This is a genomic window from Streptomyces sp. NPDC017991, assembly GCF_044328075.1.
Lineage (GTDB): Bacteria > Actinomycetota > Actinomycetes > Streptomycetales > Streptomycetaceae > Streptomyces.
The window spans coordinates 691,388-717,314 of the sequence record NZ_JBIRGP010000002.1; the positions used below are offsets into that span (position 1 = coordinate 691,388).

Annotated in this window: 22 protein-coding genes and 2 tRNA genes; 12 read left to right on the plus strand and 12 right to left on the minus strand. The window is 70.9% G+C overall.

Annotation, left to right across the window (positions count from 1 at the left end; genetic code table 11):
• The first annotated feature begins 62 nt into the window (after positions 1-62).
• Together ACH4DZ_RS07550 and ACH4DZ_RS07555 are read left to right on the plus strand one after the other, a co-directional pair.
• On the plus strand, positions 63-1,049 hold the full coding sequence (locus ACH4DZ_RS07550; protein WP_398286002.1) for a D-2-hydroxyacid dehydrogenase: 987 nt from the start codon (positions 63-65) through the stop codon (positions 1,047-1,049).
• A gap of 52 nt (positions 1,050-1,101) precedes the next feature.
• Positions 1,102-2,508, plus strand: a complete 1,407-nt coding sequence (locus ACH4DZ_RS07555) for an amidase (RefSeq protein ID WP_398286003.1) — start codon at positions 1,102-1,104, stop codon at positions 2,506-2,508.
• A gap of 204 nt (positions 2,509-2,712) precedes the next feature.
• Here the strand turns inward: ACH4DZ_RS07555 and ACH4DZ_RS07560 are convergent, their stop codons facing one another.
• Positions 2,713-3,213 (minus strand): DUF3830 family protein, encoded by a 501-nt coding sequence (locus ACH4DZ_RS07560; protein WP_398286004.1) that lies wholly within the window; start codon positions 3,211-3,213, stop codon positions 2,713-2,715.
• A gap of 97 nt (positions 3,214-3,310) precedes the next feature.
• Between ACH4DZ_RS07560 and ehuB the strand changes: the two genes are divergently transcribed.
• From ehuB to ACH4DZ_RS07590, 6 genes are all read left to right on the plus strand, one after another.
• Positions 3,311-4,264 (plus strand): ectoine/hydroxyectoine ABC transporter substrate-binding protein EhuB, encoded by a 954-nt coding sequence (gene ehuB / locus ACH4DZ_RS07565; RefSeq protein WP_398286005.1) that lies wholly within the window; start codon positions 3,311-3,313, stop codon positions 4,262-4,264.
• On the plus strand, positions 4,261-4,980 hold the full coding sequence (gene ehuC, locus ACH4DZ_RS07570) for an ectoine/hydroxyectoine ABC transporter permease subunit EhuC (RefSeq protein WP_398286006.1): 720 nt from the start codon (positions 4,261-4,263) through the stop codon (positions 4,978-4,980). Before ehuB ends, ehuC begins: the two co-directional genes overlap by 4 nt.
• Positions 4,977-5,627 carry an ectoine/hydroxyectoine ABC transporter permease subunit EhuD gene (gene ehuD / locus ACH4DZ_RS07575; protein WP_267028919.1) on the plus strand — a complete coding sequence of 217 codons (651 nt, stop codon included), beginning with the start codon at positions 4,977-4,979 and terminating at the stop codon, positions 5,625-5,627. Before ehuC ends, ehuD begins: the two co-directional genes overlap by 4 nt.
• Positions 5,617-6,435, plus strand: a complete 819-nt coding sequence (gene ehuA, locus ACH4DZ_RS07580; protein ID WP_398286007.1) for an ectoine/hydroxyectoine ABC transporter ATP-binding protein EhuA — start codon at positions 5,617-5,619, stop codon at positions 6,433-6,435. The genes ehuD and ehuA overlap by 11 nt, the downstream gene beginning before the upstream one ends.
• A 273-nt stretch (positions 6,436-6,708) precedes the next feature.
• The gene (locus ACH4DZ_RS07585) at positions 6,709-7,467 is read left to right on the plus strand and encodes an IclR family transcriptional regulator (protein ID WP_398286008.1); all 759 of its coding nucleotides are present in this window, start codon (positions 6,709-6,711) and stop codon (positions 7,465-7,467) included.
• Positions 7,468-7,565: 98 nt separating this feature from the next.
• Positions 7,566-7,639: transfer RNA gene (locus ACH4DZ_RS07590), tRNA-Lys, on the plus strand.
• Between the two features lie 56 nt (positions 7,640-7,695).
• Here the strand turns inward: ACH4DZ_RS07590 and ACH4DZ_RS07595 are convergent.
• From ACH4DZ_RS07595 to ACH4DZ_RS07615, 5 genes are all read right to left on the minus strand, one after another.
• On the minus strand, positions 7,696-9,372 hold the full coding sequence (locus ACH4DZ_RS07595) for an AMP-binding protein (RefSeq protein WP_398286009.1): 1,677 nt from the start codon (positions 9,370-9,372) through the stop codon (positions 7,696-7,698).
• A 124-nt stretch (positions 9,373-9,496) separates the two neighbouring features.
• Positions 9,497-10,117, minus strand: a complete 621-nt coding sequence (locus ACH4DZ_RS07600; RefSeq protein ID WP_398286010.1) for a lytic polysaccharide monooxygenase — start codon at positions 10,115-10,117, stop codon at positions 9,497-9,499.
• Positions 10,118-10,276: 159 nt separating this feature from the next.
• Entirely contained in the window at positions 10,277-10,984 is a 708-nt protein-coding gene (locus tag ACH4DZ_RS07605; protein ID WP_398286011.1) for a nucleoside/nucleotide kinase family protein, read from the minus strand.
• A complete protein-coding gene (locus tag ACH4DZ_RS07610) occupies positions 10,971-12,194 on the minus strand; it encodes an SPFH domain-containing protein (protein WP_398286012.1) in 1,224 nt (407 codons plus the stop codon). Before ACH4DZ_RS07610 ends, ACH4DZ_RS07605 begins: the two co-directional genes overlap by 14 nt.
• A gap of 75 nt (positions 12,195-12,269) precedes the next feature.
• Positions 12,270-13,679, minus strand: a complete 1,410-nt coding sequence (locus tag ACH4DZ_RS07615; RefSeq protein WP_398286233.1) for a peptidoglycan-binding protein — start codon at positions 13,677-13,679, stop codon at positions 12,270-12,272.
• Between the two features lie 310 nt (positions 13,680-13,989).
• Here ACH4DZ_RS07615 and ACH4DZ_RS07620 point away from each other — a divergent pair.
• From ACH4DZ_RS07620 to ACH4DZ_RS07635, 4 genes are all read left to right on the plus strand, one after another.
• A tRNA-Lys gene (locus tag ACH4DZ_RS07620) sits at positions 13,990-14,063 on the plus strand.
• Between the two features lie 108 nt (positions 14,064-14,171).
• On the plus strand, positions 14,172-14,882 hold the full coding sequence (locus ACH4DZ_RS07625; protein WP_398286013.1) for a FadR/GntR family transcriptional regulator: 711 nt from the start codon (positions 14,172-14,174) through the stop codon (positions 14,880-14,882).
• A 312-nt stretch (positions 14,883-15,194) separates the two neighbouring features.
• Entirely contained in the window at positions 15,195-17,222 is a 2,028-nt protein-coding gene (locus ACH4DZ_RS07630; protein ID WP_398286014.1) for a glycosyltransferase family 2 protein, read from the plus strand.
• Between the two features lie 100 nt (positions 17,223-17,322).
• Positions 17,323-19,260, plus strand: a complete 1,938-nt coding sequence (locus ACH4DZ_RS07635) for a galactose oxidase-like domain-containing protein (RefSeq protein WP_398286015.1) — start codon at positions 17,323-17,325, stop codon at positions 19,258-19,260.
• A 116-nt stretch (positions 19,261-19,376) separates the two neighbouring features.
• On the opposite strand, the gene ACH4DZ_RS07640 is transcribed toward ACH4DZ_RS07635, so the two are convergent.
• The 6 genes from ACH4DZ_RS07640 to ACH4DZ_RS07665 all read right to left on the minus strand — a co-directional run bounded on the left by ACH4DZ_RS07640 (position 19,377) and on the right by ACH4DZ_RS07665 (position 25,862).
• Positions 19,377-20,396 carry a glycoside hydrolase family 6 protein gene (locus ACH4DZ_RS07640; RefSeq protein ID WP_398286016.1) on the minus strand — a complete coding sequence of 340 codons (1,020 nt, stop codon included), beginning with the start codon at positions 20,394-20,396 and terminating at the stop codon, positions 19,377-19,379.
• 428 nt (positions 20,397-20,824) lie between these two features.
• Positions 20,825-21,544, minus strand: a complete 720-nt coding sequence (locus ACH4DZ_RS07645) for a class F sortase (protein WP_398286017.1) — start codon at positions 21,542-21,544, stop codon at positions 20,825-20,827.
• Between the two features lie 6 nt (positions 21,545-21,550).
• Positions 21,551-22,192, minus strand: coding sequence for a hypothetical protein (locus tag ACH4DZ_RS07650; protein ID WP_398286018.1), 642 nt, complete (start codon positions 22,190-22,192; stop codon positions 21,551-21,553).
• A gap of 133 nt (positions 22,193-22,325) precedes the next feature.
• On the minus strand, positions 22,326-23,105 hold the full coding sequence (locus ACH4DZ_RS07655) for an HAD-IIA family hydrolase (protein WP_107016032.1): 780 nt from the start codon (positions 23,103-23,105) through the stop codon (positions 22,326-22,328).
• A 172-nt stretch (positions 23,106-23,277) separates the two neighbouring features.
• Entirely contained in the window at positions 23,278-24,120 is an 843-nt protein-coding gene (locus ACH4DZ_RS07660) for a hypothetical protein (RefSeq protein WP_398286019.1), read from the minus strand.
• Positions 24,121-24,746: 626 nt separating this feature from the next.
• Positions 24,747-25,862, minus strand: a complete 1,116-nt coding sequence (locus tag ACH4DZ_RS07665) for an ROK family protein (protein ID WP_398286021.1) — start codon at positions 25,860-25,862, stop codon at positions 24,747-24,749.
• Positions 25,863-25,927 lie beyond the last annotated feature (65 nt).

A 25,927-nucleotide genomic window follows, 5' to 3' on the forward strand; every position in this document is an offset into this window, starting at 1 on the left:
GCTTCGGAGCAGTGCTTCGGACTCAGAGAAGCGGACCCTCGTTGCGAAACGGTTTCTCCCCGATGACCACTTCCCCGACCACTCCTCCGTTCCCCAACATGGCCGAAAAGCCGGTGTTGCTGGTGCTGGGCTCCGATCCGCCGCCACGGCTCGGCCGGCTGGCCGGGCGGGTCCGCGTCGAGTACGCGGACGACACGACGCTGGCCGCGCTGTTGCCCACCGCCGACGCGCTCCTGATCTGGGACTTCGCCTCGCGCGCGCTGCGCGGGGCCTGGCCGGGCGAGGGCCCTCGGCCGCGCTGGGTGCACACGGCGAGCGCGGGTGTGGATCACTTGATGTGCCCCGAACTGGCCGCCTCCGAGACGCTGGTGACGAACGCGCGCGGCGTCTTCGACCAGCCGATCGCCGAGTACGTGGCCGCGCTCGTCCTCGCCCTGGCGAAGGATCTGCCGCGCACTCTGGAGCTGCAGGGGGCGCGCGAGTGGCGGCACCGCGAATCGCGACGCGTCGCAGGTACACGGGCGTGTGTGGTGGGTTCCGGGCCGATCGGGCGGGCCATCGAGCGGACTCTGGGGGCGCTCGGCATCACGACGGCGCTCGTGGGGCGCACCGCGCGCGACGGCGTGCACGGTCCGGAGGAGCTGGACCGGCTGATGGCGCGGGCCGACTGGGTGGTGTCCGCGGCGCCGCTCACCGAGGAGACGTACGGGATGTTCGACGCGCGGCGGCTGGCTCTGCTGCAGCCGTCGGCCTGCTTCGTGAACGTCGGCCGCGGACAGCTCGTCGTGGAGGACGCGCTTGTCCGCGCCCTGCGGGAGCGGTGGATCGCGGGGGCGGCGCTCGATGTCTTCGAGCACGAACCGCTGGGCCCCGACAGCCCGTTGTGGGAGGTCCCCGGTCTGATCGTGTCACCGCACATGAGCGGTGACACGGTGGGCTGGCGGGACGAACTGGGTACGCAGTTCGTGGAGTTGTACGAGGTGTGGGAGGCGGGTGAACCCCTGCCGAACGTGGTCGACAAGCGGCGCGGATACGTACCCGGCCCCTGACACCCGTCGGGGGCGCATGTCTGGGGCACACGTTGGAGGGGCGGATGACCGGATGACCGAGCTCACCGAACTGACGGCCGTACGACTCGTCGAGGGGTACCGCAAGGGTGAATTCAGCCCCGTGGACGCGGTGCGGGCCGCGCTGCGCAGGGCCGAGGAGATCCAGCCCGCGGTGAACGCGTTCGTACGTCTCGACGAGGAGGCGGCCCTCGCGCGGGCCGCGGAGTCCACCGGTCGATGGCGGCGCGGTGAGCCGGCCGGGCTCGTGGACGGCGTGCCGGTCTCGGTGAAGGACATCCTGCTGATGCGGGGCGGGCCGACCCTGCGGGGTTCGCGGACCGTGTCCGAGGCCGGTGCCTGGGACGAGGACGCGCCGTCCGTGGCGCGGCTGCGCGAGCACGGGGCGGTGTTCCTGGGCCGGACGACCACCCCGGAGTTCGGCTGGAAGGGCGTCACCGACTCGCCGGTGTCCGGGGTGACGCGCAACCCGTACGACCGCTCCCGCACCTCGGGCGGGTCGAGCGGCGGGAGCGCGGCGGCGGTGGCGCTGGGCGCGGGTCCGCTGTCCCTGGGCACGGACGGGGGCGGCAGCGTCCGTATCCCCGGCTCCTTCTGCGGGATCTTCGCGCTGAAGCCGACGTACGGGAGGGTGCCGCTGTATCCCGCGAGCGCGTTCGGGACACTCGCGCACGTGGGGCCCATGGCGCGCGACGCGGCGGACGCGGCGCTGATGATGGACGTCATCAGCGGCCCGGACACCCGCGACTGGTCGGGGCTGGGACCGGCGGCGGGCTCGTACCTGGACGGTCTGGGCGGTGGTGTGCGCGGCCTGCGGGTGGCGTACTCGCCCTCCCTCGGCGGGCAGGTCGCGGTACGGCCCGGGGTCGCGGCGGCCGTGCGGCGCGGGGTGGAGGGGCTGGCGGCGCTCGGCGCGTACGTCGAGGAGGCGGACCCCGATTTCACGGATCCCGTCGAGGCGTTCCACGTGCTGTGGTTCAGCGGGGCGGCGCGGGTGACGCAGCGGCTCGGGCCGCGGCAACGGGAGCTGCTCGATCCGGGGCTGCGGGAGATCGTCGGGCTGGGTGAGCGGTTCAGCGCGCTGGACTATCTCGCGGCGGTGGACGTCCGGATGGAGCTGGGGCGGCGGATGGGGCGCTTCCACGACACGTACGACGTGCTGGTGACGCCGACGATGCCGATCACCGCGTTCGAGGCGGGGGTGGGGGTGGAGGTGCCGGGTGGGTCGGGGCAGCGCAGGTGGACGGGGTGGACGCCGTTCACGTATCCCTTCAACATGACGCAGCAGCCGGCGGCGACCGTGCCTGTGGGGGTGGACGGGGCCGGGCTGCCGGTGGGGTTGCAAATCATCGGCGCCCGCCACCAGGACGCGCTGGTCCTGCGGACGGCGCACGCGTTGTACGCGGCCGGAATCGCCGGGATCGCGCGGCCTTCCCTCTAGGCCACCTGCATCGTGCGGCCCGGTGGGGGCCGGCCGCGCAGTTCCCCGCGCCCCTGAAAGACAAAAGACTGCGCAGTTCCCCGCGCCCCTGAAAGCGGGGCTGCGCCCCGTCAGGGGCGCGGGGAACTGCGCGAGCAACCCCCACCGGCCCGCAGGGGCTCACCACCCGTCGGTCCCTGGGGCCGGGTCGCGGCCGCGGCAGGGCTAGGAGCGGTGGAAGTTCAGGGACTCCCCCAGCGCCCCCGCCCGCCACAGGTCGTTGCACGCCTCCGCCATCGCGTCGAGGCCCTCCACCACCTGGCCCCACACGATCCCCGGCACCCACCCCACGTCACCGTTGAGCAGCAGGTTGTTGCGTTCGTAGAACAGGGCCAGGTCGATCACCGGTGTGCCCGCCCGGACGCCGGACGCGCCCCCGTACCCGTACGCCTGGGAACCCAGCTGCGTGCCGGAGAACGAGAAGTAGCAGAGGTCGCCCGGGATGGGCGTGACGGTCGGGTTCTCCAGGGGCGGCTCGGCCGGCGCGAAGGCCGGGAGCAGGGCGTAGATCTCGTTGCGGGCGTACTTGGCGTGGTAGACGTCACCGCCGAGCGGCAACGCGTTCCAGACGGCTTCGCAGGTGATCGGTGCGCGGTCGTCGAGGAGCTTCGCCGTGCAGTGGACTCCGCGCTTGGACAGGGACACGTCGATGTAGCGGTCAGCCATGGGTTCCATGGTCCACCCGGGGTCAATACCGCCGCCGGGAGGATCGGGGCGCAAATTAATCCGAATAATTTGCATCGCTCGGGGTAGCCGCGCGCCCATGGCTCCACCAATTGGGAACGACTCTAAGGAAGCTTCGCCGGACGTCGGGAACCGCGGCACGCGCGGTGAGCGCGGCACGAGCCGCAGGTCACTGCTGGCGGGTGTCACGGCACTCGGCGCGTTCGGCGCGCTCGGTGCCACCGGCTGCAGCCGTGTGGCCACGGCGTCGGGCGAGAACGGCGGTGACCTCCTGGGCCGGCTGAAGGCCCAGGGCGTCGTACGCCTCGGTATCGCAGGTGAGATCCCCTTCGGTTACATCGACAAGGACGGCGAGCTCACGGGCGAGGCCCCGGAACTCGCGAGGGTCATCTTCAAGCGGCTGGGGGTGGACCGCGTACAGCCCGTGCCGACCGAGTTCGGCTCGCTCATTCCCGGTCTGAAGTCCCAGCAGTTCGACGTGGTCGCCGCCGGGATGTACATCAACGCCGAGCGCTGCGCCCAGGTGATCTTCTCCGACCCCGACTACCAGATGCTCGACGCTTTCATCGTCCGCAAGGGCAACCCGAAGAACCTGCGCGACTACAAGGACGTCGTGAAGTCGGGGGCGAAGTTCGCGACCGGAACGGGCTACGCGGAGATCCAGTACGCGGTCGAGGCCGGGTACAAGGAGAGCGACATCCTGATCGTCCAGGACCAGGTCGCGGGCATGAACGCCGTCGAGGCGGGCCGTGTCGACGTCTTCGCCGGGACGGCGCTGACCACCCGCGAGGTCGTCAAGAAGTCCAGCAAGGTGGAGTCGACCGATCCGTTCGCGCCACTTGTGGACGGCAAGCCGCACACGGACGGCGGCGGCTTCGCGTTCCGCCCGACGGAGACGAAGCTGCGGGACGCCTTCAACGTGGAGCTGAAGAAGATGAAGGACAGCGGTGAGCTGCTGCGGATCCTGCGGCCCTTCGGCTTCACCAAGAACGAGATGACCGATCTGACCGCGAAGGAGTTGTGCGGCGGATGACATCGGGACTCTGGGAACTCGTACTCAAGGGGATCTGGGTCACGGTCCAGCTGCTGGTGTTCAGCTCGCTGCTGGCCGGGGCCGTCTCCTTCGTGGTGGGCATCGCGCGCGTCCACCGGCTGTGGATCGTCCGCTTCCTCGCGGGCTTCTACACCGAGGTGTTCCGGGGCACCTCGGCACTGATCATGATCTTCTGGGTGTTCTTCGTGCTGCCGATCGCCTTCGGCTGGCAGCTGGTCCCGATGTGGGCGGGCACCCTGGCACTGGGTCTGACGTACGGGGCGTACGGTTCCGAGATCGTGCGTGGCGCCCTGAACTCCGTGGACAAGGCACAGGTCGAGGGCGGTATCGCGCTCAGCTTCACGCCCTGGCAGCGGCTGCGGCTGATCCTGCTGCCGCAGGCCGTGCCGGAGATGGTCCCGCCCTTCTCCAACCTGCTGATCGAGCTGCTCAAGGGCACCGCCCTGGTGTCCGTGATGGGCATGGGCGACCTGACCTTCAGCGGGAACCTCGTGCGGCTCGCGCTGCAGGAGAGCGCGGAGATCTACACGTACATCCTGCTGATCTACTTCGTGATCGCCTTCCTGCTCACGCGGCTCATGCGCGGACTGGAGAAGCGGTTGAAGGCCGGAGTCGGAGAGGTTCCTGAGAAGGGTGTGTCCCAGGCCGAGCTGCACCGCCCGGAGACCACCGGAGTCGGCGGAGGTGCCGTATGACATGGGACTGGAGTGCCGTCGGCGACTTCATGCCGCACTTCTGGGACGGACTGCTGGTCACCCTGCAGGCCCTGGTGCTCGGCTCGCTGATCTCCTTCGTCCTCGGGCTCGTGTGGGCGCTGCTGATGCGCACGCCGACCCGCTGGGTGCGCTGGCCGGTCGGGGTCGTCACCGAGTTCATCCGCAACACCCCGCTGCTGGTGCAGCTGTTCTTCCTCTTCTACGTGCTGCCCGAGTGGAACATCACGTTCTCCGCGATGACCACCGGTGTCGTCGCCATCGGGCTGCACTACTCGACGTACACGATGCAGGTCTACCGGGCCGGTATCGAGGGTGTGCCGGCCGGCCAATGGGAAGCGGCCACGGCACTGAACCTGCCCATGACCCGGACGTGGACCGCGGTGATCCTGCCGCAGGCGATCCGCCGGGTGGTGCCCGCACTGGGCAACTACGTCATCTCGATGCTCAAGGACACGCCGCTGCTGATGGCGATCACCGTCCTCGACATGCTCGGTGAGGCACGGCTGTTCTCGCAGCAGAACTTCCAGTTCACCGAGCCGCTGACGGTCATCGGCGTGGCCTTCATCCTCATTTCCTATCCGGCTTCCCTCCTCATGCGAGCCCTGGAGCGACGTCTTGTCCGCTGACACCCCCCTGACAGAAGACTCCGCCGCCAACCCGGCCGTGGACGGCAGCGAGCTGATCCGGTTCGACAAGGTCACCAAGCGCTTCGGCGACAACGTCGTCCTCGACGACCTCGACTTCTCCGTCGCGTCCGGCAAGCACGTCACCCTGATCGGCCCGTCCGGCTCCGGCAAGACGACGATCCTGCGGCTGCTGATGACCCTGCTCAAGCCCGACGAGGGCACGATCAAGGTGGGCGGCGACTACCTCACCCACGAGGAGAAGAACGGCAAGCTGGTCCCGGCCGGCGAGAAGCACATCCGCGAGGTCCGCAAGAACATCGGGATGGTCTTCCAGCAGTTCAACCTCTTCCCCAACATGAAGGTGCTGCGCAACATCACCGAGGCGCCGGTCACCGTGCTCGGCATGTCCAAGGACGCCGCCGAGGAGCGGGCCCGCGAGCTGCTCGACCTGGTGGGACTGGCCGAGCACATCGACAAGTACCCGAGCCAGCTCTCCGGCGGGCAGCAGCAGCGCGTCGCGATCGCGCGGGCGCTGGCCATGCGGCCGCAGGTGCTGCTCCTCGACGAGGTGACGTCCGCGCTCGACCCCGAGCTGGTCGTGGGCGTCCTCGACGTGCTGCGGGACATCGCCCGCAGCACCGACATCACGATGCTGTGCGTGACCCACGAGATGAGCTTCGCCCGGGACATCTCCGACCAGGTCCTGATGTTCGACTCCGGGCGGGTCCTGGAGTCGGGACCGCCGGAGAAGATCTTCGGCGACCCGGAGCACGACAGGACCAGGGAGTTCCTCGGCGCGGTGCTGTGACGCGGTGACGACGACGTGACGCCATGACGCCGTGACGCGGTTGTGGGCCGCGCCCGGGGCCGGGCCGGCGGCGCATGCCCTTGGCATACGCCAAGGTCGTGCGCCCCTGTCGAGGGGATCGGATCACGCCACCAATCCCGCCAACAGCCCCTCCACGCCCCCGGCCCGACGGCTATCGTGGAGGGGGCCCGGCCGTCCGGGCTGCGTTGATGTGCGGGTCGATACGCGTGACGTCGACCCGCGCGCCGGGCCGAAAAGCGCAGGGGGATCACCGTGGCGCTGAAGCGCGAGTCGACCGCTCCGTACCACTCGGCCCAGGACGCCCTGCGTGTCCTGGAGACCGTGGCACGGCACACCACCGGCATCACCGACGTCGAGCTCGCCCGGCACACCGGCCTCGGCACCGAACGCCTCACCGCCCTGCTGCGCATGCTGCGCCGCGAGGGGTACGTGGAGCAGCTCGCGGACGGGGCGTACGTGACCGGGGAGGCCTTCGGCCGGCTCGGCTCCGTGCGCGACCGGGACGAGGCACTGCGCGGCCGGCTCCAGCGGAACCTCGACCGGCTGCGCGACTCGGTCGGCGCCGCCGTCTACATGAGCCGCTACGTGGACGGTGAGATCCGCGTCACCCAGTGCGCGGAGGGCCCGGCCACCCCGGCGGTCAACGAGTGGGTGGACTTCCGCTCCGCGGCCCACGCCAGCGCCATCGGCAAGAGCCTGCTCGGCCAGCTGGACCTGAACGGCCGGCGCGACCACCTCTCCCGGCACCGGATGGCCCGGCTCACCTCGCGCACCATCACGAACGAGCGGGTGCTGCTGTCCCGGCTCGACGCCCAGGCACCCACCGTGCCGGTGCTCGACCTCCAGGAGTACGCGATCGGCACGGTCTGCGCGGCGGTCCCCATCACGGCCGGTTCGGCGGTGGGCTGCCTCGCCCTCTCCCTCCCGGTGGAGCACGCCCACCGGCTGCGCGAGGCCGCGGACACCCTCAACCGGGGCGCGGCGCCGGTACTCCTCTCGCTGGCCATCTGAGCAGCACCCCTCAGCCCCGCCGGTGGTCCGGAGCACCCCTGAGGACCGGGTAGTATTTTCCCTGTCGCCAGCCGCGAAGAGCGGTCGGCGAGAGTCACGCGCCGCTAGCTCAGTTGGTTAGAGCAGCTGACTCTTAATCAGCGGGTCCGGGGTTCGAGTCCCTGGCGGCGCACAAGAGGAACACAGCAGAAGCCTCCGCGAGAGCGGAGGCTTCTCGCGTTGCCCACCTCACTTCGGCAGCAGCTCCTCGCGCCCCCGCGCCCGGTACCGCGCCACCAACCCCTCGACGTCGGCCCCGCCCAGCAGGCGGTACCGCGCCTCCCCCGCCGGCCGCCACCACACCGGGTCCGCGCACCGGAAGCCCTCGCGGCGCAGCCCGGCCCGGTGGATCTTGTTGGTGGCGGTGACCGGCATACGGTCGAGGACCCGTACGAAACGGGGGGCCATCTTGGTGCCCAGGTCCGGCTGTGCGCGCAGGAACGCCTCGAAGGCGAGCGGGTCGAAGGTGCCGGCCACGGTGGCCATGACCTGGTCGCCGGCCACGGGGTCGGGGACGGCGTACACGGCCACGGCGTCCGCGCCCTCGTAGCGGGCGAGGATGTTCTCGATCACCGCGGCGGCCAGGTTCTCGCTGTCGACGCGGAGCCTGTCGTCGGTGCGGCCCGCGAAGTACAGGAATCCGTCGGCGTCCCGGTAGAAGAGGTCGCCGGTCCAGTACCAGCCGTCCCTGCCCCGCGCCGCGTCCGCCGCCGGGTTGCGCCAGTAGCCCTCGAAGGGGTTGGGGCCGCGGTTCACCAGCTCGCCCACGGCCTCGTGTCCGTTGAGCAGCAGACCGTCGGGGCCGAAGACCGCCGCGGGGCACTCGGCGCGGGTCTCCGGATCCAGCACCGCGAGGTCGTCGCCGGGTGCCGCCCGTCCGGTGGCGCCCTTCGGCGTCCCGGGCGACCACTGGATCGCCGCCCCGCCCTCCGACGATCCGTAGCCCTCCACCAGGCGGACCCCGAACCGCTCCTCGAAGGCCGCGGCGTCCACCGCCCCCGCCTCCGTCCCGAAGCCCGTGCGCAGCGGGTTGTCGCGGTCGTCGGCACGGGCCGGGGTCTGCAGGATGTACTGGACGGCGCGTCCCACATACGTGAAGTACGTGGCCCCGTAGGCCCGTACGTCCGTCAGGAAGCCCGAGGCGGAGAAGCGGCGCCGCAGGGCCACGCCCGCGCCGGCCGCGAGGGCGGGTGCCCAGTCGGCGAGCACGGCGTTGCCGTGGAACATCGGCATACAGATGTAGTGCACGTCGTCCGCGCGCACCCCGAAATGGCCGACCAGCGACCGCCCGGCCGCCGCGAGCCGCCCCTGCGAGCGGATCGCCGCCTTGGGCGCACCGGTCGAGCCGGAGGTGAAGTAGAGGAGGAAGCGGCTGCGCGGGGTCGCCGGTCCCGGCTCCGGGCGCGCGTGCGCGTAGGGCGCGAGCAGGTCCTCGTACGCCTGCGTGTCGGTCACCAGGATGCGTACGCCCGGGAGTTCGAGGCCGTCGAGGAGGGGGAGGTGGGTCCGCTCGGTGACCAGGACACGGCATTCGGTGTGGAGGATGTCTCGGGCGAGTTCGGGGCCTCGGCGGGTGGGGTTGATCCCCGCGACGGCCGCGCCGGCGAGTGCCGCGGCGCTCAACCAGAGTGGGAACTCGGGGGTGTTGTCGAGCAGCACGCCCACATGCGGCTGCGCGCGGGGCGGCAGCAGGTCGGTGAACAGCGCGGCTCGCGCCGCCGCGCCGGCGGCCACCTCGTGGTGCGTCAGGGTCCGTTCCTCGAACCACAGCCCCGGCCGGTGGTCACCCCACCGCTCCTGTACGAGTTCGGCGACGGTACGCCTGTCCGCCCCCGCGCCTGTGGCACCCACGCTCCTGGCTCCCATGGCAGCGCACCATAATTGACGGAGCGTCAGATGACGAGAGGCGACAGCGGTACAGCTCCACGCACGCCGTCACTCCATGCCGACGTGCGTGGAACCTACCCGTGGGGGGTGGCCCTGCGGTCCCTCAGAAGGTGACGTCCGAGCAGGCGTAGAACGCGTTCCCGGTGTCGGCGATGGTCCACACCGCGAGGATCACGTGGTGTCCGCTCCGGCCCGACGGCAGGGTGCCGCTGTGCGAGAGCGTCGCCGGGGGCTGACCGCTGTAGGGGACGGTCAGGAACGGGGTGGTGTCCAGCGCGGACCGGGTCAGCGGAGCGTTCTGGTTCCAGCCGCTCTTGGTGAGGTAGTACTTGAAGTCGGTCGTCGAGTGCCGTGCCGTGAACTGCCAGCGGAAGGTGTAGCTCTGCCCGCCGCTGACCTTCGTCGTCGGCCAGGCACCGCCCGAGGGCGTCGTCGCCTTGTCGAGCGCGCCGAACTCGGTGTGGTTCGCGGAGCAGATCTGCCCGTCCGAGGGCCCGGCCGCCGGGAAGCCCTTGGAGCCCTCGACGCTCTGGGGCTCCCACTGGATGGCACCGCAGTTGGCCACGGCGCCGTTCTGGCAGAGCTTCTGCCGGCTGACGGGGAGATCGGTGTAGCCGTGGCCGGTGGCCCCGCCACTGGAGAGGACGATCGCTCCGGTGGTGGCGAGTCCGACGGCGGCGGCGTACCACTTGAGCCGCTTTCGGGGTGGGGAAGTTTCTCGCATGCTGCCGCTCCTGGAGAACGTGGGGGAAGTTCCGTGAGCCGTGCGTGCGCATCGCGATGCGTGAAGGTGAAGACGAAACTGAAGTTGAGGCGATGATTCAGGTCTAGACCAAGTACCAGATTATTGCCACGACTTGGCTGTGTCCATATCAAGTCCACGTCAAAAGCGAGAGGGGTCCATACCAATCGTGGAGAGGACCCGGTGGCACCGGTCCCGCGACTCCTCCACCAGCCGGCCGTTCGGGTCGTCGTTGGTGGCCACCCAGTCGCGCGCCTGCGCCTCGTCCCTCCCACCCGCCAACTGCCGCTCCACCAGCCTCTTGTGCCGCACGTCCCCGGGCGCCTCCACGTACCAGCACTCCCCCATGAGCACGTACGCGTCCCGCCACCCCGGCAGATCGCAGGCGAGATAGTTCCCCTCGGTGACGACGAGCCGGGCGGCCGGCGGCACCAGATGCCGCGCGGCGACGGGCTCGTGGAGCGTGCGGTCGTAGTCCGGTACGTAGATGTCGCGGACGGTCTCGTCGAGGACCCTGCGCAGCAGATCGACGTACCCCCACACGTCGAAGCTCGGCTCGGAGCCCTTGCGGGCGGTCAGGCCGAGGCGTTCCAGCTGGGCGTTGGAGAGGTGGAAGCCGTCGAGCGGCAGATAGGCGGCGCCCTCCCCGAGGTGCGCGACCAAGGCGCGGGCGAGGGTGGACTTGCCGGCACCGGGCGGCCCCGCCAGGCCCAGCACGGCACGCGGGGTGCCCTCGGTCAGGCTCCAGGCGTCCGCGGCGAGGCCGGCGACGGTGCGGGTGCGGGGGTCGGTGGCGGAGGCTTCGGGGCCGGCGGCCGGGACGGGGGTGCGGGGGTCATCGATCTCCATGACCCGTATAGAACGCCACCGTCAGGTCCTTCACCAGGGCCTTGCGCTCGTAGTCGTCCAGCTCGACGAGACCGCGCACGGTCAGCCGGGTCACCGTGTCCTCGACCGAGTCGACGACCGAGGTGAGCACCTTGTCGCGGTGCTGGGCGTCCAGGGCCGCGATCCGGCGGCGCTGCATCACGGCGGCGATCTCGGGCGCGTACTCCACCCCGAGCGGCTGCGCCGAGTACACCTGCAGACCGACCGCCGCCGCCTCCGCCGCCACCAGCCGGGTCAGCGAGTCGCTGACGGCCTCCGTGTTGCGCAGGGTCGCCGAGTCCGCCGCGCCCGACGGGTTCGGCCCGTAGGGCGTGTTCGGTGAGAGATCGGCCGGCAGTTGTGCGAGCACCCGGGCGAGCGCCGCCTCCACGCACTCGCGCAGATACAGCTGGTGGTCCTCGACGCCGAGCGCGGCGCGGGCGGTGTCCCGCACCCGCCAGACGACGAGCACGACGACCCGCAGCGCGACCCCGTTCGCGTCGACCGCGGGCATCGCCTCGCTCCGCCAGTGCCGCAGCCGTACATCGATACGGCGGCGCAGCACCAGCGGGTTCACCCACATGAGCCCGGTGCGCCGGACCGTGCCCCGGTAGCGGCCGAAGAGGCCGAGCACCCAGGCGCGTCCGGTACGGCCGCGGGCCAGCCCGCCGAACCCGAACAGCGCGAGCGCCCCGCATCCCGCGAGCGCCGCCCACTGCGGTCCGCCGAGCCCGGCACCGGTGTGCGCCGGCAGGCCCAGCGCGTCCACGGCGAGCGGCGGCAGGACGCCCGCCCACCACGACGCCAGGACGCAACCGCTCGCACCGACGGCGCCGGCCAGCACTCCGGCCATGCCCGGCAGTACGCGCGCGGGCCGCTCGACGAGTTCGGGGTCGACCTCCGGCGTGGGCCTCGGCCGCAGCGGGGCGGGAGCGCGCCGCGCGATCCGCGGCTGCTCGCCCGTACCGCGCCGACGGCTCACCACCGCGGGCGCCAGTGCCACGGAGACCGGTTCGGGCTCGTCGCGGAAGAGCAGGTGGACCGGGATCTCGGTGGTCGCCTCGTTGTGGATGACCCGCGCTCCGCGGCCACCCGCCTCTCGTCCGCCGGTGTCGCGTCCGCCGGTGTCGCGTCCGCTCGCTTGGGCCGGTCCCTCGGACTCCGGGGAGTGTGAAGTGGTCGTCGTACTCATACGTGCCTCCGTGCCTCCGCGCCTCCGCGCCAGGAAGAACCGCCGTGCAGAACGAACCGCCGTGAGAGACGGGCGCTAGGGCGTGTCGAAGAGCCGTCGCCAGGTCTCCGGACCCGGGTAACCGTCCGCCGCCCCGCCGCGCCACCCCTGCGCGCGCTGGAACGCCTCGACGTTGCGCCGGTCGCCCTCGCCCCAGCGCGGTCCCGGGCCCCGCGTGTAGTACTTGCCGAATCCCTTCTTCACCAGTTGCCTCCCCAGCCGGGTGACGTGGTCGTTGTCGGCGCCGGGCCGGAACACCGCCCGGCCGGGATAGCCGGGGACGCCGTGCGAGGCGACACCGCCGGCCGGGGGCCTCACGGGGGTGCCGGGGCCGCCGCCGCTCGCGGCCCGGACGTCCCGGCCCTTCCCGTTCACGAGGTACGACCAGGTCGCCGGCCCCGGCAGCCCGTCGGCGTCGGCCCCGCTCCAGCCCTGCGCCTGCTGGAACGCCCGGGTCGCCCGCCGGTCCGCGTCCGACCAGCGCGGCCCGGGCCCCGAGGTGTAGAAGCTCCCCGCGCCCCGTGCGACGAGCATCCGCCCCAGCCGGGTGACGTACGCGTTGTTCGCACCGGGCCCGAAGGCGGACGCGCCGGGATAGCGGGCCGTGGCGGGCGAGGTGACGGGCGTGCCGCTACCGGTCCCGGCGCCCGTGCCCGTGCCGCCCTTGCCGGGCTCCGGCTTGAGGCCCTTGTAGCGATAGCCGAGATAGCGGTCCGAATTGCTCCAGTAGGCGTAAGGCGTGGCCTGCCTGCGGGCGTGCGGGCGCGTCAGCTCGTACGCGATGTAATGGCTCTGCGTGTAATCCGTCCAGCCGCCGAAGATCACGACGTGCGACCCTTTCTCGGGGTCGGACGGATTGTGGAAGAGCAGCATGTCCCCCGGCTGGAGATCGCCCTGGGCGACTCTGACGCCGTACTTGTCGAGGCTGCCCGTCCATTCGTTCCCACCGAGGTTCCAGGCCATCGAGACGAAGCCGGAACAGTCCTGGCGGTAGCCGTCGGACCAGTACGCGCCCATGTTGTAGGGCACCTGCGCGACGACCCACTCCCTGGCCCGGTTGATGATCTCGGCCCGGGTCGTCGGGGGCGCCTTGATCCTGGCCGGCACGCCGCCGGGGCCGTGCAGCGGGGCCGTGCCGCCCTGCGGTGTGCCGGGGTCGTCGGCCGCGGGGGCGCCGGGCCGGTGCGGGGCGTGTGCGGCGGCGACGGCGGGGGCGGCGCCCGCCGCGCCGAGCACCGTGCCGGTGGCCGCGGCGAGGGCCAACGCCATGGGGGTCCGCCCCGCCCGGGCGAGGGCGTGGGCGGGGGCGTGGGTCGGGGCGAGGGCCGCCGGGTGGCCGCCGAATCCGCCGGTCCTGGAATGCGGCAGCACGCGCCGCCAGTGTGTACATCCGGGGCAGTCGCAGTCGCTCTCGGGATCGAATTCCTCGAATGCCGGAACGGCCATGCTTTTCCCGTCGTCGTCCTGCTGGAGATTTCCGCGCTTCTGCACGTTCGTCAGTTTCGCAACTTGTCGCTCGTGCCGCATGTTGACGGTCCGAATGATGTATCGACCGCCTCCGGCGAGCGGGTTCGATTTCGGCTGCGGGCCGGTGGGGGTTGCTCGCGCAGTTCCCCGCGCCCCTGAAAGGAGGGGCTGCGCCCCTGCCTTTCGCCCTTAGGGGCGCGGGGAACTGCGCGGCCGGCCCCCACCGGCCCGCAGACAACACCACGGTCAAAGCCCCCGCAGGGTTCCGCTAGGATTCCTGACGAGGCACGCGCCGCTAGCTCAGTTGGTTAGAGCAGCTGACTCTTAATCAGCGGGTCCGGGGTTCGAGTCCCTGGCGGCGCACAAGCAGAGGCACAAGCAGAGCAAGAGAAGCAGCGAAGAGGCTCCCCGCGAGAAGCGGGGAGCCTCTTCGCGTAGGGCCGAACCCTTACGGCCCGCTACCCTCTCGCCATGGCGCGCGACCTCCAGGAGCAGATCAAGAAGCTCATCATCGACCGTCGGCTGCCCTCGGGCGCCGTACTGCCGACCGAGCCCGACCTCATGGAGCTGCTCGGCGCCAGCCGGAACTCCGTGCGCGAGGCCCTCAAGGCTCTCCAGGCGATGGGCATCGTCGAGATCCGGCACGGCTTCGGCACCTACGTCGGGCCGATGTCCATGGCACCGATGATCGAGGGCCTGGCCTTCCGCACGGTCGCCGGGCACTACCGCGGCGAGGACAGCCTCCTGCAGCTCCTTCAGCTGCGCGAGGCGATGGAGACCGGCCTGGTCTCCCGGGTGGCGGGCAACGTCCCGCCGGACGACCTGGCCGCTCTGGACGCACTCGTCGAGCGCATGGAGGCCGAGGCCACCGCCGGCGCGGGTCTCGCCGAGACCGACCGCGCCTTTCACGCGACCCTCTACCGGGGGCTGGGCAACCTGCTCCTGAGCGAGCTCCTGGAGGCGTTCTGGGACGCCTTCCACCGCGTACGCACGGATCTCGTGGAACTTCCGCAGGATCCGAGGATCACCTGCCGGCAGCACCGGGAGATCCTCGACGCGGTGCGCTCCGGCGACTCGGGACGGGCCGAGGGCGCAATAAGAGAACACTTCGGCAACATTCGCACGCGGTTGACAGCAACGGTCCCGAGCGAGACCAGCAGGCTCCCCAATGAGCGCGTATGACCGGTAAACACCGTGTTTCGCGCCTTGCGATCATGACGAACCGCATAGAACCCTGGGCAAGAAGAGGCTGCGGTTACAGAGCGGTTGGGGGCATGAAAGCGGTTGCGCGCGAAGGCGGGGATCGGGGCCCTGTCAATGAACGGATGTCGAGGGGGGCATCATGCAACCGGAAGGCCGCTCCGCCATGTCTATAAGGTGTGTGGATGATGTGGTGACGGGGGCCTGCTGTTGATACGCCAGTGCGGGTTCAGGGGGACCGGCCGGCGAAGGGAACAACGAGCACGTGGAAACTCGCGTGTGGGGGGATGACTCATGACGTCGACGCCGACGGGCGCCCGGCAGAACTCCGACCCGTCCGAGACCACCCAGCTGAGGGTGCCGTCACAGACGCGGACCGGCACTTTCCGCAGAATCAAGAAGAACCTGCCGAGATACGACTACGAGCACTACAGCAGGCTCGCGGGCCCTCTCACACAGCCGGACCCGACCAAGCCGTACAAGGTGCAGTACCGCACGCTCCTCTCGCAGGAGCCGCACCGGCTGCGCGCCGCCCTGATGCTGGGCGCGGCCCCGCTGCTTTCGCTCGTGCTGCTGGCCTGGCTGCTGCAGCCCACGCACTGGACCGAACGGGACTATCCCGCGTACGACTTCCTGCCCGCGCTCGACATGGTGATGCTCGTCTCGATCGGTCTGATCGAGCTGTTCCGCTGCATGAACGTGCTGTCGAACGCGCACGCCACGCTGGTCGCCCGCGACCCGATCCCGGTGGTGCCCGAGACCGGCACGAGAGTGGCCTTCCTCACCTCCTTCGTGCCCGGCAAGGAACCGCTGGAGATGGTGACGAAGACCCTGGAAGCCGCGGTGCGGATCCGCCACCGCGGCCTCATGCACGTCTGGCTGCTCGACGAGGGCGACGACCCCGAGGTGAAGGCGGTCTGCGAGCGCCTCGGTGTGCACCACTTCTCCCGCAAGGGCGTCGCGAAGTGGAACCAGAAGAAGGGCCCGCACCGCGCCAGGACCAAGCACGGCAACTACAACGCCTGGCTCGACGCGCACGGCGACCACTACGACTTCTTCGCCTCCGTCGACACCGACCACGTACCGCTGCCGAACTACCTGGAGCGGATGCTGGGCTTCTTCCGCGACCCGGACGTCGGCTTCGTGATCGGCCCGCAGGTCTACGGCAACTACGACAACCCCATCACCAAGGCCGCCGAGTCGCAGCAGTTCCTGTTCCACGCGCTGATCCAGCGGGCGGGCAACGCCTACGGTTCGCCGATGTTCGTGGGCACCTCGAACGCCGTGCGCATCAGGACGCTGAAGCAGATCGGCGGCCTGTACGACTCGATCACCGAGGACATGGCGACCGGCTTCGAGATCCACCGCCACAAGAACCCGGTGACGGGCAAGAAGTGGCGCTCGGTCTACACCCCGGACGTCCTCGCGGTCGGCGAGGGACCGAACGCCTGGACGGACTTCTTCACCCAGCAGATGCGCTGGTCACGGGGTACGTACGAGACGATCCTCAAGCAGTACTGGAAGGGCGCCTACTCGCTGCCGCCGAGTAAGTTCTTCAACTACACGATGATGATCATCTTCTACCCGATGTCGGCGCTCAACTGGATCCTGGCCGCGCTGAGCTGCGCCCTGTTCCTGGGCCTGGGCGCCTCGGGTGTGAACATCGACCCGGCGATCTGGCTGATGCTCTACGGCAACGCCTCGGCGCTGCAGATCGGCCTCTACGTCTGGAACCGCCGCCACAACGTCTCGCCGCACGAGCCCGAGGGCTCCGGCGGTGTGGCGGGCATGATCATGTCCGCGCTGTCGGCGCCGCTGTACGCGAAGGCCCTCATCGACTCGATGCTGCGCCGCAAGAGCAAGTTCGTGGTGACCCCGAAGGGCGACTCCGCGAGCCCGGACACCTGGTTCGGGACGTTCCGCTACCACTGGTACTTCATAGCGATCTTCAGCGGTTCGATCACCGCGGGCTTCGTCTACGGTCACGCCCACCCGGCGATGATCATCTGGGCGACGTTCGCGCTGCTCATCACGGCCTCCCCGATGTTCGCCTGGCGCTGGATGATGCGGCAGGACAAGAAGGGGAGAAAGCACCGCCACGGCTCCCCCCAGGAGCCCCCGGCCGCCCCGGCGCCCGTGTACGACAGCCGGATCCCCCTTCAGCCGCAGCAGTCCCCGGCGCCTCAGCACGCCGCCCCGCACGGGCAGCAGCACCCGCCGCAGCACGCGCCCCAGCACAAGCCGAGCTGGGCGTCGGGCGGGGGCAACGACCAGACCGCGCAGATCTCCCTCGGGGGACAGCACCGTTCGTCCGGGAACTGAGACACGCGGCTGCCGCGCCGCGTATCCCACCCCGGGGGCCGGATCAGGGACGAGGCCTGGTCCGAGCCGGCCAAGTCAGTCGAGTTAGACGGGAAATGAAGTGAAAGACGGTTCCAGCCGCCGCCGTGCCCGCCGCATCGCGATAGGTGCGGCGGTGGTGCTTGCGCTGGCCGGGATGAACGGACCCGCGCTCTACCGCTTCGGGTCGGAGCAGTACCACGAGTACAAGATCAACAGACCTGAGTACAAGGCCGAGAACGGCAAGTGGGACATAGTCGAGTTCCCCGAGAAGTACCGGCTGAACACCATTCACGCCGCGCTGCTGCACACCGGCAAGATCCTGCTGATCGCCGGTTCGGGAAACAACCAGGACAACTTCGACGCGAAGAAGTTCGACACCCGTATCTGGGACCCGGTCAAGAAGACGATCAAGAAGGTCCCGACGCCCGCGGACCTGTTCTGCACGGGCCACACGCAGTTGCCCAACGGCAATCTGCTGATCGCCGGCGGCACCAAGCGCTACGAGAAGCTCAAGGGCGACATCACCAAGGCCGGCGGTCTGATGGTCGTCCACAACGAGAACCCGGACGAGCCGATCACCCTGCCCGCGGGCACCCGCTTCTCGGGCAAGGAGAACGGCAAGACGTTCGTGTCGAAGGACCCGGTCGTCGTCGAGCGCGCCAAGAAGGTCTTCGACAAGGCGACCGGCAGGTTCCTGCGCAACGAACCGGGTCTCGGCCGGATCTACGTCGAGGCGCAGAAGAGCGGCTCCAAGTACGAGACGGGCACGCAGGACAACTACCGCGTGCAGGGCCTGTCGGGCACGGCCGCGCGCAACACGTACGGCATCGCGCAGAAGCTCGCCCTGGACAAGAAGGACTTCCAGGGCATCAGGGACGCCTACGAGTTCGACCCGGTCGCCGAGAAGTACATCAAGGTCGACCCGATGAACGAGGCGCGCTGGTACCCGACGCTCACCACGCTCTCCGACGGCAAGATCCTCAGCCTCTCCGGCCTGGACGAGATCGGCCAGCTGGTGCCGGGCAAGAACGAGGTGTACGACCCGAAGACCAAGAAGTGGACGTACACCGACGGCGTCCGGCAGTTCCCGACCTACCCGGCGATCTCGCTCATGCAGAACGGCAAGCTGTTCTACTCGGGCGCGAACGCCGGCTACGGACCCGACGACGTCGGCCGTGACCCGGGCGTCTGGGACCTGGAGACGAACAAGTTCAAGAAGCTCAAGGGCATGTCCGACCCGAAGCGCCTGGAGACCGCGGGCACGGTGCTGCTGCCGCCCGCGCAGGACGAGAAGTACATGGTGATCGGCGGCGGCGGGGTCGGCGAGTCCAAGCTGTCCAGCAAGAAGACCCGCATCATCGACCTGCTGGCCGACGACCCGAAGTTCGTCGACGGTCCCGAGATGGAGAAGGGCACGCGCTATCCGCAGTACTCGATCCTCCCGGACGACGACGTGCTGGTCTCGGGCGGCTCGGAGGACTACCGCGGGCGCGGCGACACCAACATCCTGCAGGCGCGGATGTACGACTCGAAGACCAACGAGTTCCAGCGGGTCGCCGACCCGCTGGTGGGCCGCAACTACCACTCGGGCTCGATCCTGCTGCCCGACGGCCGCGTGATGTTCTTCGGCTCGGACTCGCTCTACGCCGACAAGGCCAACACCAAGCCGGGCAAGTTCGAGCAGCGCGTGGAGATCTACACGCCGCCGTACCTCTTCCAGGGTGCGCGGCCGACGCTCTCCGGCGGCCCCAAGACCATCGAGCGCGGCGGGACGGCGACGTTCACGTCGAAGCACTCCTCGTCGATCAAGTCGGCCCGGCTGATCAGGCCGAGCGCCTCGACGCACGTCACCGACGTCGACCAGCGGTCGATCGCGCTGGACTTCGAGAAGACGAAGGACGGCATCGAGGTCACCGTCCCGAAGAGCCGCAACCTCGTCGAGTCCGGCTGGTACATGCTGTTCGTGACGGACGGCCAGGGCACCCCGAGCGAGGCCCAGTGGGTGAAGATCCCCTGACGTAGGCGGCTTGTTACGTGACTGGGGGCGCCCTCCGCTTGAGGAGGGCGCCCCCAGTCACGTAACAAGCCGCCTACGAGCCATGCACAAGCCGCGTACACGTCACCTGCGAGCAGTCACTGCTTGCTCGCCTTCGCGAGCTTCAGCGCGTACTCCGGCCACCACTGGCCCGCCTTCGGTCCGTCCTTGCACGTGCCGTCGGACTCGCCGGGCCGCTTGACCCACAGATAGGCGTCGACGAGGTCGTCGTCGGTCTTCGTGGTGGGTGACTCGCCCAGTGCGCGCCCCGGCGGGTTGCACCAGTTCTCCTCCGGGTCGCCGCCGGTGTAGGGGCCGTTGCCGTTGCGGCTGGTGTCGATCACGAACGGTTTGCCGCCGACCTTCGACGACAGCTCCTTGCCGTACTTCGTGCTGTCGGGCGTCTTGTAGAAGTTGGACACGTTGACCGCGAATCCGTCGGCGTTCTCGACGCCCGCCAGTTTCAGCGGCTCGGCGATGTCGTCGGACTTGCCCCAGCCCGCGTTGCCCGCGTCCAGGTAGACCTTCGTGTTCTTCAGCGACTTGAACTTCTCCACCGCGCCCCGGAGCAGGTCGTAGCGCTCCTCGTGGAACTCGTCCGGCGTGCAGCCGTCCACCATGTGCAGCACGGCGTCCGGCTCCAGGATCACCGTGGTCGCCCGGTCGCCGATGCCCTTGGCGACCTGGTCGATGAAGGTCCGGTACGCGTTGCCGTCGGCGGCGCCGCCACTGGAGAACTGGCCGCAGTCGCGGTGCGGGATGTTGTAGACGACGAGGAGCGCGTCCCGGTCGGCCTCCGCAGCGGCCTCGGTGAAGCCGCGCGCCTCCTGCTCTGCGTTCTCCGGAGTCAGCCACTGACCGGTGGGCTGCTCGGCGATCGTACGGATCAGTTCGGCGTCCTCGTCCTTGCCGTCCTTCACATAGGTGGCGACCTGTTCGGCCGCGTTCCCGTCCGGGTTGACCCAGAACGGGTCCTTCTCCTTGGGCTGCTGGCTCACCTTGGCGCCCGACTTGTCCTTGTCGCCGCCGTCGCCCGAGGACGAACACGCCCCGAGCAGCAGCACAGCTCCGGCCACCGCCACGGACGCCCTTGCCCCGGCCCCCCTGCTCCCGTACATCGAAAAACTCCCCCTCGGGTGCCCCGTCCGAAGCACCAATCCTGACATACGTGTCGGGCCACCCACGAGCACAGTCACGCCTTGTCGGCCAGCTGTTACAGCGCTGAACGACCGGGTGGCCGCGGGGTCCCGGGAACCTGTCCGGACGCTGCGGCCACCTGCACGGATAACACAGTGCCACCGCGGCGGGACTTGGCGTCATTCAGCCCCTAGGCCGGAACGCTCATCCGTTCTAGAGTCGTCTCAGACGGCCCGGGCCCCCGGCTGTCCGGCCGTCCGCCTGCCCGCGGATGGGACCCTGAACCTCCCGTGCCGGTCGCCGGGTTACTCCCGCAGCCCGTGCGCGCACGGTCGAGGACCAGCCCGGTCGACGGCTCCGGGGGGAGCGGGTCGTCGACCGGGCCGGTGCTGCCACCGCCTGCCACCGCTCAACGGGCGCTGCCGTGAACGGTGTGGTGACCGGTGTGGTGACCGGTGCCGCTGAGGTACGCGGAGACGACCACGTTCGCCGTGTAGGTGCGGCTGGCGCGGTCGAAGGAGCCGCCGCACGTGATGAGCCGCAGCTCGGCGCGCCCGGTCTGCCGTACCCCGTACACCTTCCGGGCGTCGAAGCGGTCGCGGGCGAAGACCTGTACGTCCTCGACGGTGAACTCGGCGACCGTGCCGTCGTCCCGGACCACCCGGACCACCGCGCCCGGCCGTATCTCGCTGAGGTGGTAGAAGACCGCGGGCCGGGTCTCGGTGTCCACGTGCCCGACGAGCAGCGCGGTCCCGGCCGCCCCGGGCCGCACCCCGTCCTCGTACCAGCCGACCGTCCCCGGCCGCCCGTACGGCGGCGGATCGATCGCCCCGCCCGGGTCGAGGCCGCGGCTGACCACGGGGGCCCGTACGCCCAGTGCGGGCACGTCCACGCGCTGGGGGCGCGCGTTGCCCAGCGGCCGGAGGGCGGGCGGCAGTTCGACGCCGAGCGGGCGTCCGACCGCCGCCACGTCTCCGGTGGTCGGCGAGGATATGCCCTGCCGTACGTCGGTGAACTCACGGCCCCACAGCCACAGTCCGAGCAGCAGCAGCGCCCAGGCGACTCCCATCAGGAGCCGGCCGCCGCTCGCCACGTGTTCCCGGTGGTCCGGGTGCGTGCGTGGTGACATGGCCGCTCAGTCCGTACGGCGGCGGCCCCGCCGGGCGCTGCTGACGGCCACGGCGACGGCGGCGACTCCGGCCAGGACGAGACCGACGACCGCGTGCCGGGTGCCGGGCCCCTCCGACCTGGCCTCGGCGGCGGCGAGCCGGGAGGTACCGCCACCGCCCGCGTGCACGGGGGCGACGGGGGACGCGGGCGCGGCGGGCGAAGCGGCGGCCGAACGGTCCGGCTGCCTCTGCTTCTCCTGCTTCTCCTGCTTCTCCTGCTGTTTCTGCTTCTCCTGCTGTTCCTGCTTCTCGCGGTGCTTCTTGTCGGCGACGGTGACGGTGCCCTTGAGCTTGTGCTCGAAGCCGTCACACGTGACCTTGATGTCGTACGTGCCGGGGTCGAGCGTCGAGCGGACGCGGGTCTCGCCGGTGAGGTCCCCCTGGGCCCCGGTGAGCTGCGCGTCGGCGACGAACGCCGCGGACGCGGCGGTGCCGGTCATGCCGGTGCACCCCCGCACCCGCAGCCGGATGTCGCTGCCGGGAGCCGGGGACCCCGGAGTCACCCGGACACCTCCGTCGGCCGCGAACACAGAGGGGGCGTACGCCGTGGGGACGAGTGCGGCGGCAGCCGCCGCACCGGCACAGAGAGCGAGTCGCAGTGAACCCATCGTGAACCTCCAGACATCTGGAGCGTCCTCCGCGGGCCGGGCGGGCGCATCCGGGGAGGGGGGCCCACTGCTCCGTACGGGTGGCTCGTACGTGGCTCGTACGGGGGCTCGTACGCGTGGCCGTGCGGGCGGCTCAGACGCGGTCGACGAGGTCCGCGATGGAGTCGACGATCGTGGACGGGCGGTACGGGTACTTCTCGATCTCCGCCTTCGTGGTGAGACCGGTGAGGACGAGGAAGGTCTCCATGCCCGCCTCCAGACCGGCCAGGACGTCGGTGTCCATGCGGTCGCCGATCATCGCGCTGGTCTCGGAGTGCGCGCCGATGGTGTTGAGCCCCGTCCGCATCATCAGCGGGTTCGGCTTGCCCGCGAAGTAAGGCTGCTTGCCGGTCGCCTTGGTGATCAGCGCGGCGACCGCGCCGGTGGCGGGCAGCGCGCCCTCGGCGGACGGGCCGGTCTCGTCGGGGTTCGTGGCGATGAAACGGGCGCCGTCGTTGATCAGCCGCACCGCCTTGGTCATCGCCTCGAAGGAGTACGTACGGGTCTCGCCGAGGACCACGTAGTCGGGGTCGTGGTCGGTCAGCACGTACCCGATGTCGTGCAGCGCGGTGGTCAGACCGGCCTCGCCGATGACGTACGCGGAGCCCTCGGGGCGCTGGTCCTCCAGGAACTGGGCGGTGGCCAGGGCGGACGTCCAGATGTTCTCGACGGGCACGTCCAGGCCCATCCGCCGCAGGCGTGCGTGCAGGTCGCGGGCCGTGTAGATGGAGTTGTTGGTGAGGACCAGGAAAGGCTTCCCGGAGTCCCTGAGCTTCCTTATGAAGGCGTCGGCGCCGGGGATGGGCACGCCCTCGTGGATGAGCACCCCGTCCATGTCGGTGAGCCACGATTCGATGGGCTTGCGCTCTGCCATGTGCCGTCTCCTGCCGTACGCGTTCTGCGTGAGCCGTGCGGGTGCGCCGGCGTCGCCGGTCACCACCGTGTGCCGACGCCCCCAGCCTAGCCATCCGCTGGATCTTGGAGGAGGGGCGGGCGGGAGGACGAGGGAGGGGGCGACGGGGAGGGCGCGGGGGCGCGTCGTGGGCTCAGCGTCTGCGGCGGGCCGCGAGCAGGGCGGCGGCCCCGGCGGCCAGGAGCAGCAGCGCGCCGCCGGCCGCGGCGAGGAGGGCGCGGGGCGTGGAAAGCCCCGTACCGGCCAGTTCGTCGGCGAACGGCAGCCCGTCCGGTACGCCGTCGGCGGCACCCCGCCGGTCCCGCTCCCGGACGCCCGTGTCACCGCGCGTCTCGCCCGTCTCGCCCGTCTCCTTGCCCCCGGCCACGCCCCCGACGATGCGGAACCGGTAGTCGTTCGACTGGCCCACCCAGGCGCCGTCGTCCTGGTGCCGCTGCACGACGGCCGCGTTGGCGACGATGTCGTTGGCCACCGCGTCCGAGGTGACCGCGAGCCGCACCTTGACGGAGAGGGTCCTGCCGGGCGCCACGGTGAACCCCGGGAAGTCGTCCTCCTCGGCGGAACCGGGCGCCGAGGAGCCGGGCCCGGGGGAACGGGGCCCGGCGGAACGGGGTCCGGCGGAACCGAGCACGCCGATGTGCTCGTCCTCGTCGGTCCGCTCGAAGACCACGGGGCGGGGCCGGTCCCCGTCGTAGAACTCCAGGCGCGGCTGCTCAGGCCGCAACGCCCGCTTCTTGTCCACCAGGACGACGACCGGGTGGACGTTCTCGCAGACGGCGTCGGTGGTGTTGGTGAGGTCGATGTACCAGACCCGGAATCCGCCGCCGGCCTCGTAGGCGTCGGGCCCGCCGTGGATCCGGGTACGGACGGGGAACTCCCGCTTCCCGGACGCGGCACAGGTGGGCCCCGCCTCGGGCAGGGCCTGGGCGGAGACCTGCGCGGCGGGCACGGAGGTGAGGGCGGCTGCAGCGGTCACGGCGAGAGACAGGGGCTTGCTCAGTCGCATGGACACGGGAGCCTGCCACGGGGCTGCGGGGTGCCGGCTCCGACGCGCGGGGCGGGGGCCGTTCGGGGGCGGGTGTTCGTCCGGTCGGAGGGTGGAGGTGCGTCCGGTCGGGGGACCGGAGAGCTTCCGACCGGCCCCGTGCCCGGTCGGTGAGCGCGGGGGCTCCCGCACCAGCGGTCGGTTCTGTGTCCGGCCGGTGAGCGCTGGGGCTCCCGCACCGGCGGTCGGTTCTGTGCCTGGCCGGTGGACCGGGGGCTCACCCGCCGCCGGTCAGCCCCGTGTCCGGCCGGTGAGCGCGACGGCTCCCGCACCAGCGGTCGGTTCTGTGCCCGGCCGGTGGACCGGGGGCTCACCCGCCGCCGGTCAGCCCCGTGTCCGGCCGGTGGGCGCGGAGGCTCCCGCACCAGCGGTCGGTTCTGTGTCCGGCCGGTGGACCGGGGGCTCACCCGCCGCCGGTCAGCACCGTGTCCGGCCGGTGAACGCGACGGCTCCCGCACCGGCGGTCGGTTCTGTGTCCGGCCGGTGGACCGGGGGCTCACCCGGCGCCGGTCAGCACCGTGTCCGGCCGGTGAGCGCGGGGGCTTCCGCACCGGCGGTCAGTCCTGTGTCCGGCCGAACAGCGGGGCCAGCAGCAGTTGGGCCGCTCCCTCCGCCACCGCCCGCGCGCCGCCGGGCGCGATCCGCACCGGTACGGGGCTGCTCGCGCCCTCGCGCCGGGCACGGGTGTCCAGGACGGCGCCGACACCGCGTACGAAGCGTTCGGGCTCCGCGGTGACCGTACGTCCGCCGAGCAGGACGAGGTCGATGTCGAGCAGCCCGACGAGGTTCGCGGCGCCCTCGCCGAGGACACGGGCCGCCTCGTCGATGTCGCCCCGGGCCACCGCCGCGAGGCAGAGCACCTCGACACAGCCCCGGTTGCCGCACGGGCAGGGCGGCCCGTCCAGCTGGACGACCTGATGCCCGAACTCCCCCGCCCCGGTACGGGCCCCGCGGTGCACGGCCCCGCCCAGGACGAGCCCCGCCCCCAGCCCCGTACCGAGATGCAGATACGCGAAAGCTCCGGCCTCGCCCCCGACGGCCAGCCCGAGCGCAGCGGCGTTCGTGTCCTTGTCCAGCACCACGGGCACCCCGAGCCGCCGCGTCAGGGCGTCCCGCAGCGGGAACCCGTCCCACTCGGGGAACCCGGTCACCCGGTGCAGCACGCCGTGCGTGTGGTCGAGCGGCCCCGGCATGGCGACACCGACACCGAGGACGGCGGCGCCGGAGGGCCCCTCCACCAGCACCTGGGCCTCGTCCACGAGCACGTCCAGCACGGCCTCCGACCCGGCTCCCAGGTCGAGTGCGGCCCGGCGCTCCGCCACGACCTCGCCCGTGAGGTCGACGAGGACGGCGCGCAGTTCGTCGCGGTCGACCTGGAGTCCCACCGCGTGCCCGGCCTCCGGCACCAGCCGCAGCGCGGTCCGGGGCTTGCCCCCCGTGGAGGCCTGCCGTCCCGCCTCGGCGATCAGACCGTCCTCGCGCAACCGGGCGGTGATCTTGCTGACGGCCTGCGGGGTCAGCCCCGTGCGCTCGGCGAGTTCGAGACGGCTCATCCCGGCCCGCCCGGCCCCGCGCAGCAGATCGAGCAGCAGCGCGGCGTTGTGGCTGCGCAGCGAGAGCAGATTCACCCCGCTGACCGCACCGCTCGATCCCGCGGCCCTGATCCCAGCCACCCGGTACTCCTCCGCACTCGACACACTGCTCGCCACGCCGCTCCCCGCGCTGGTGCGCCCGTCGC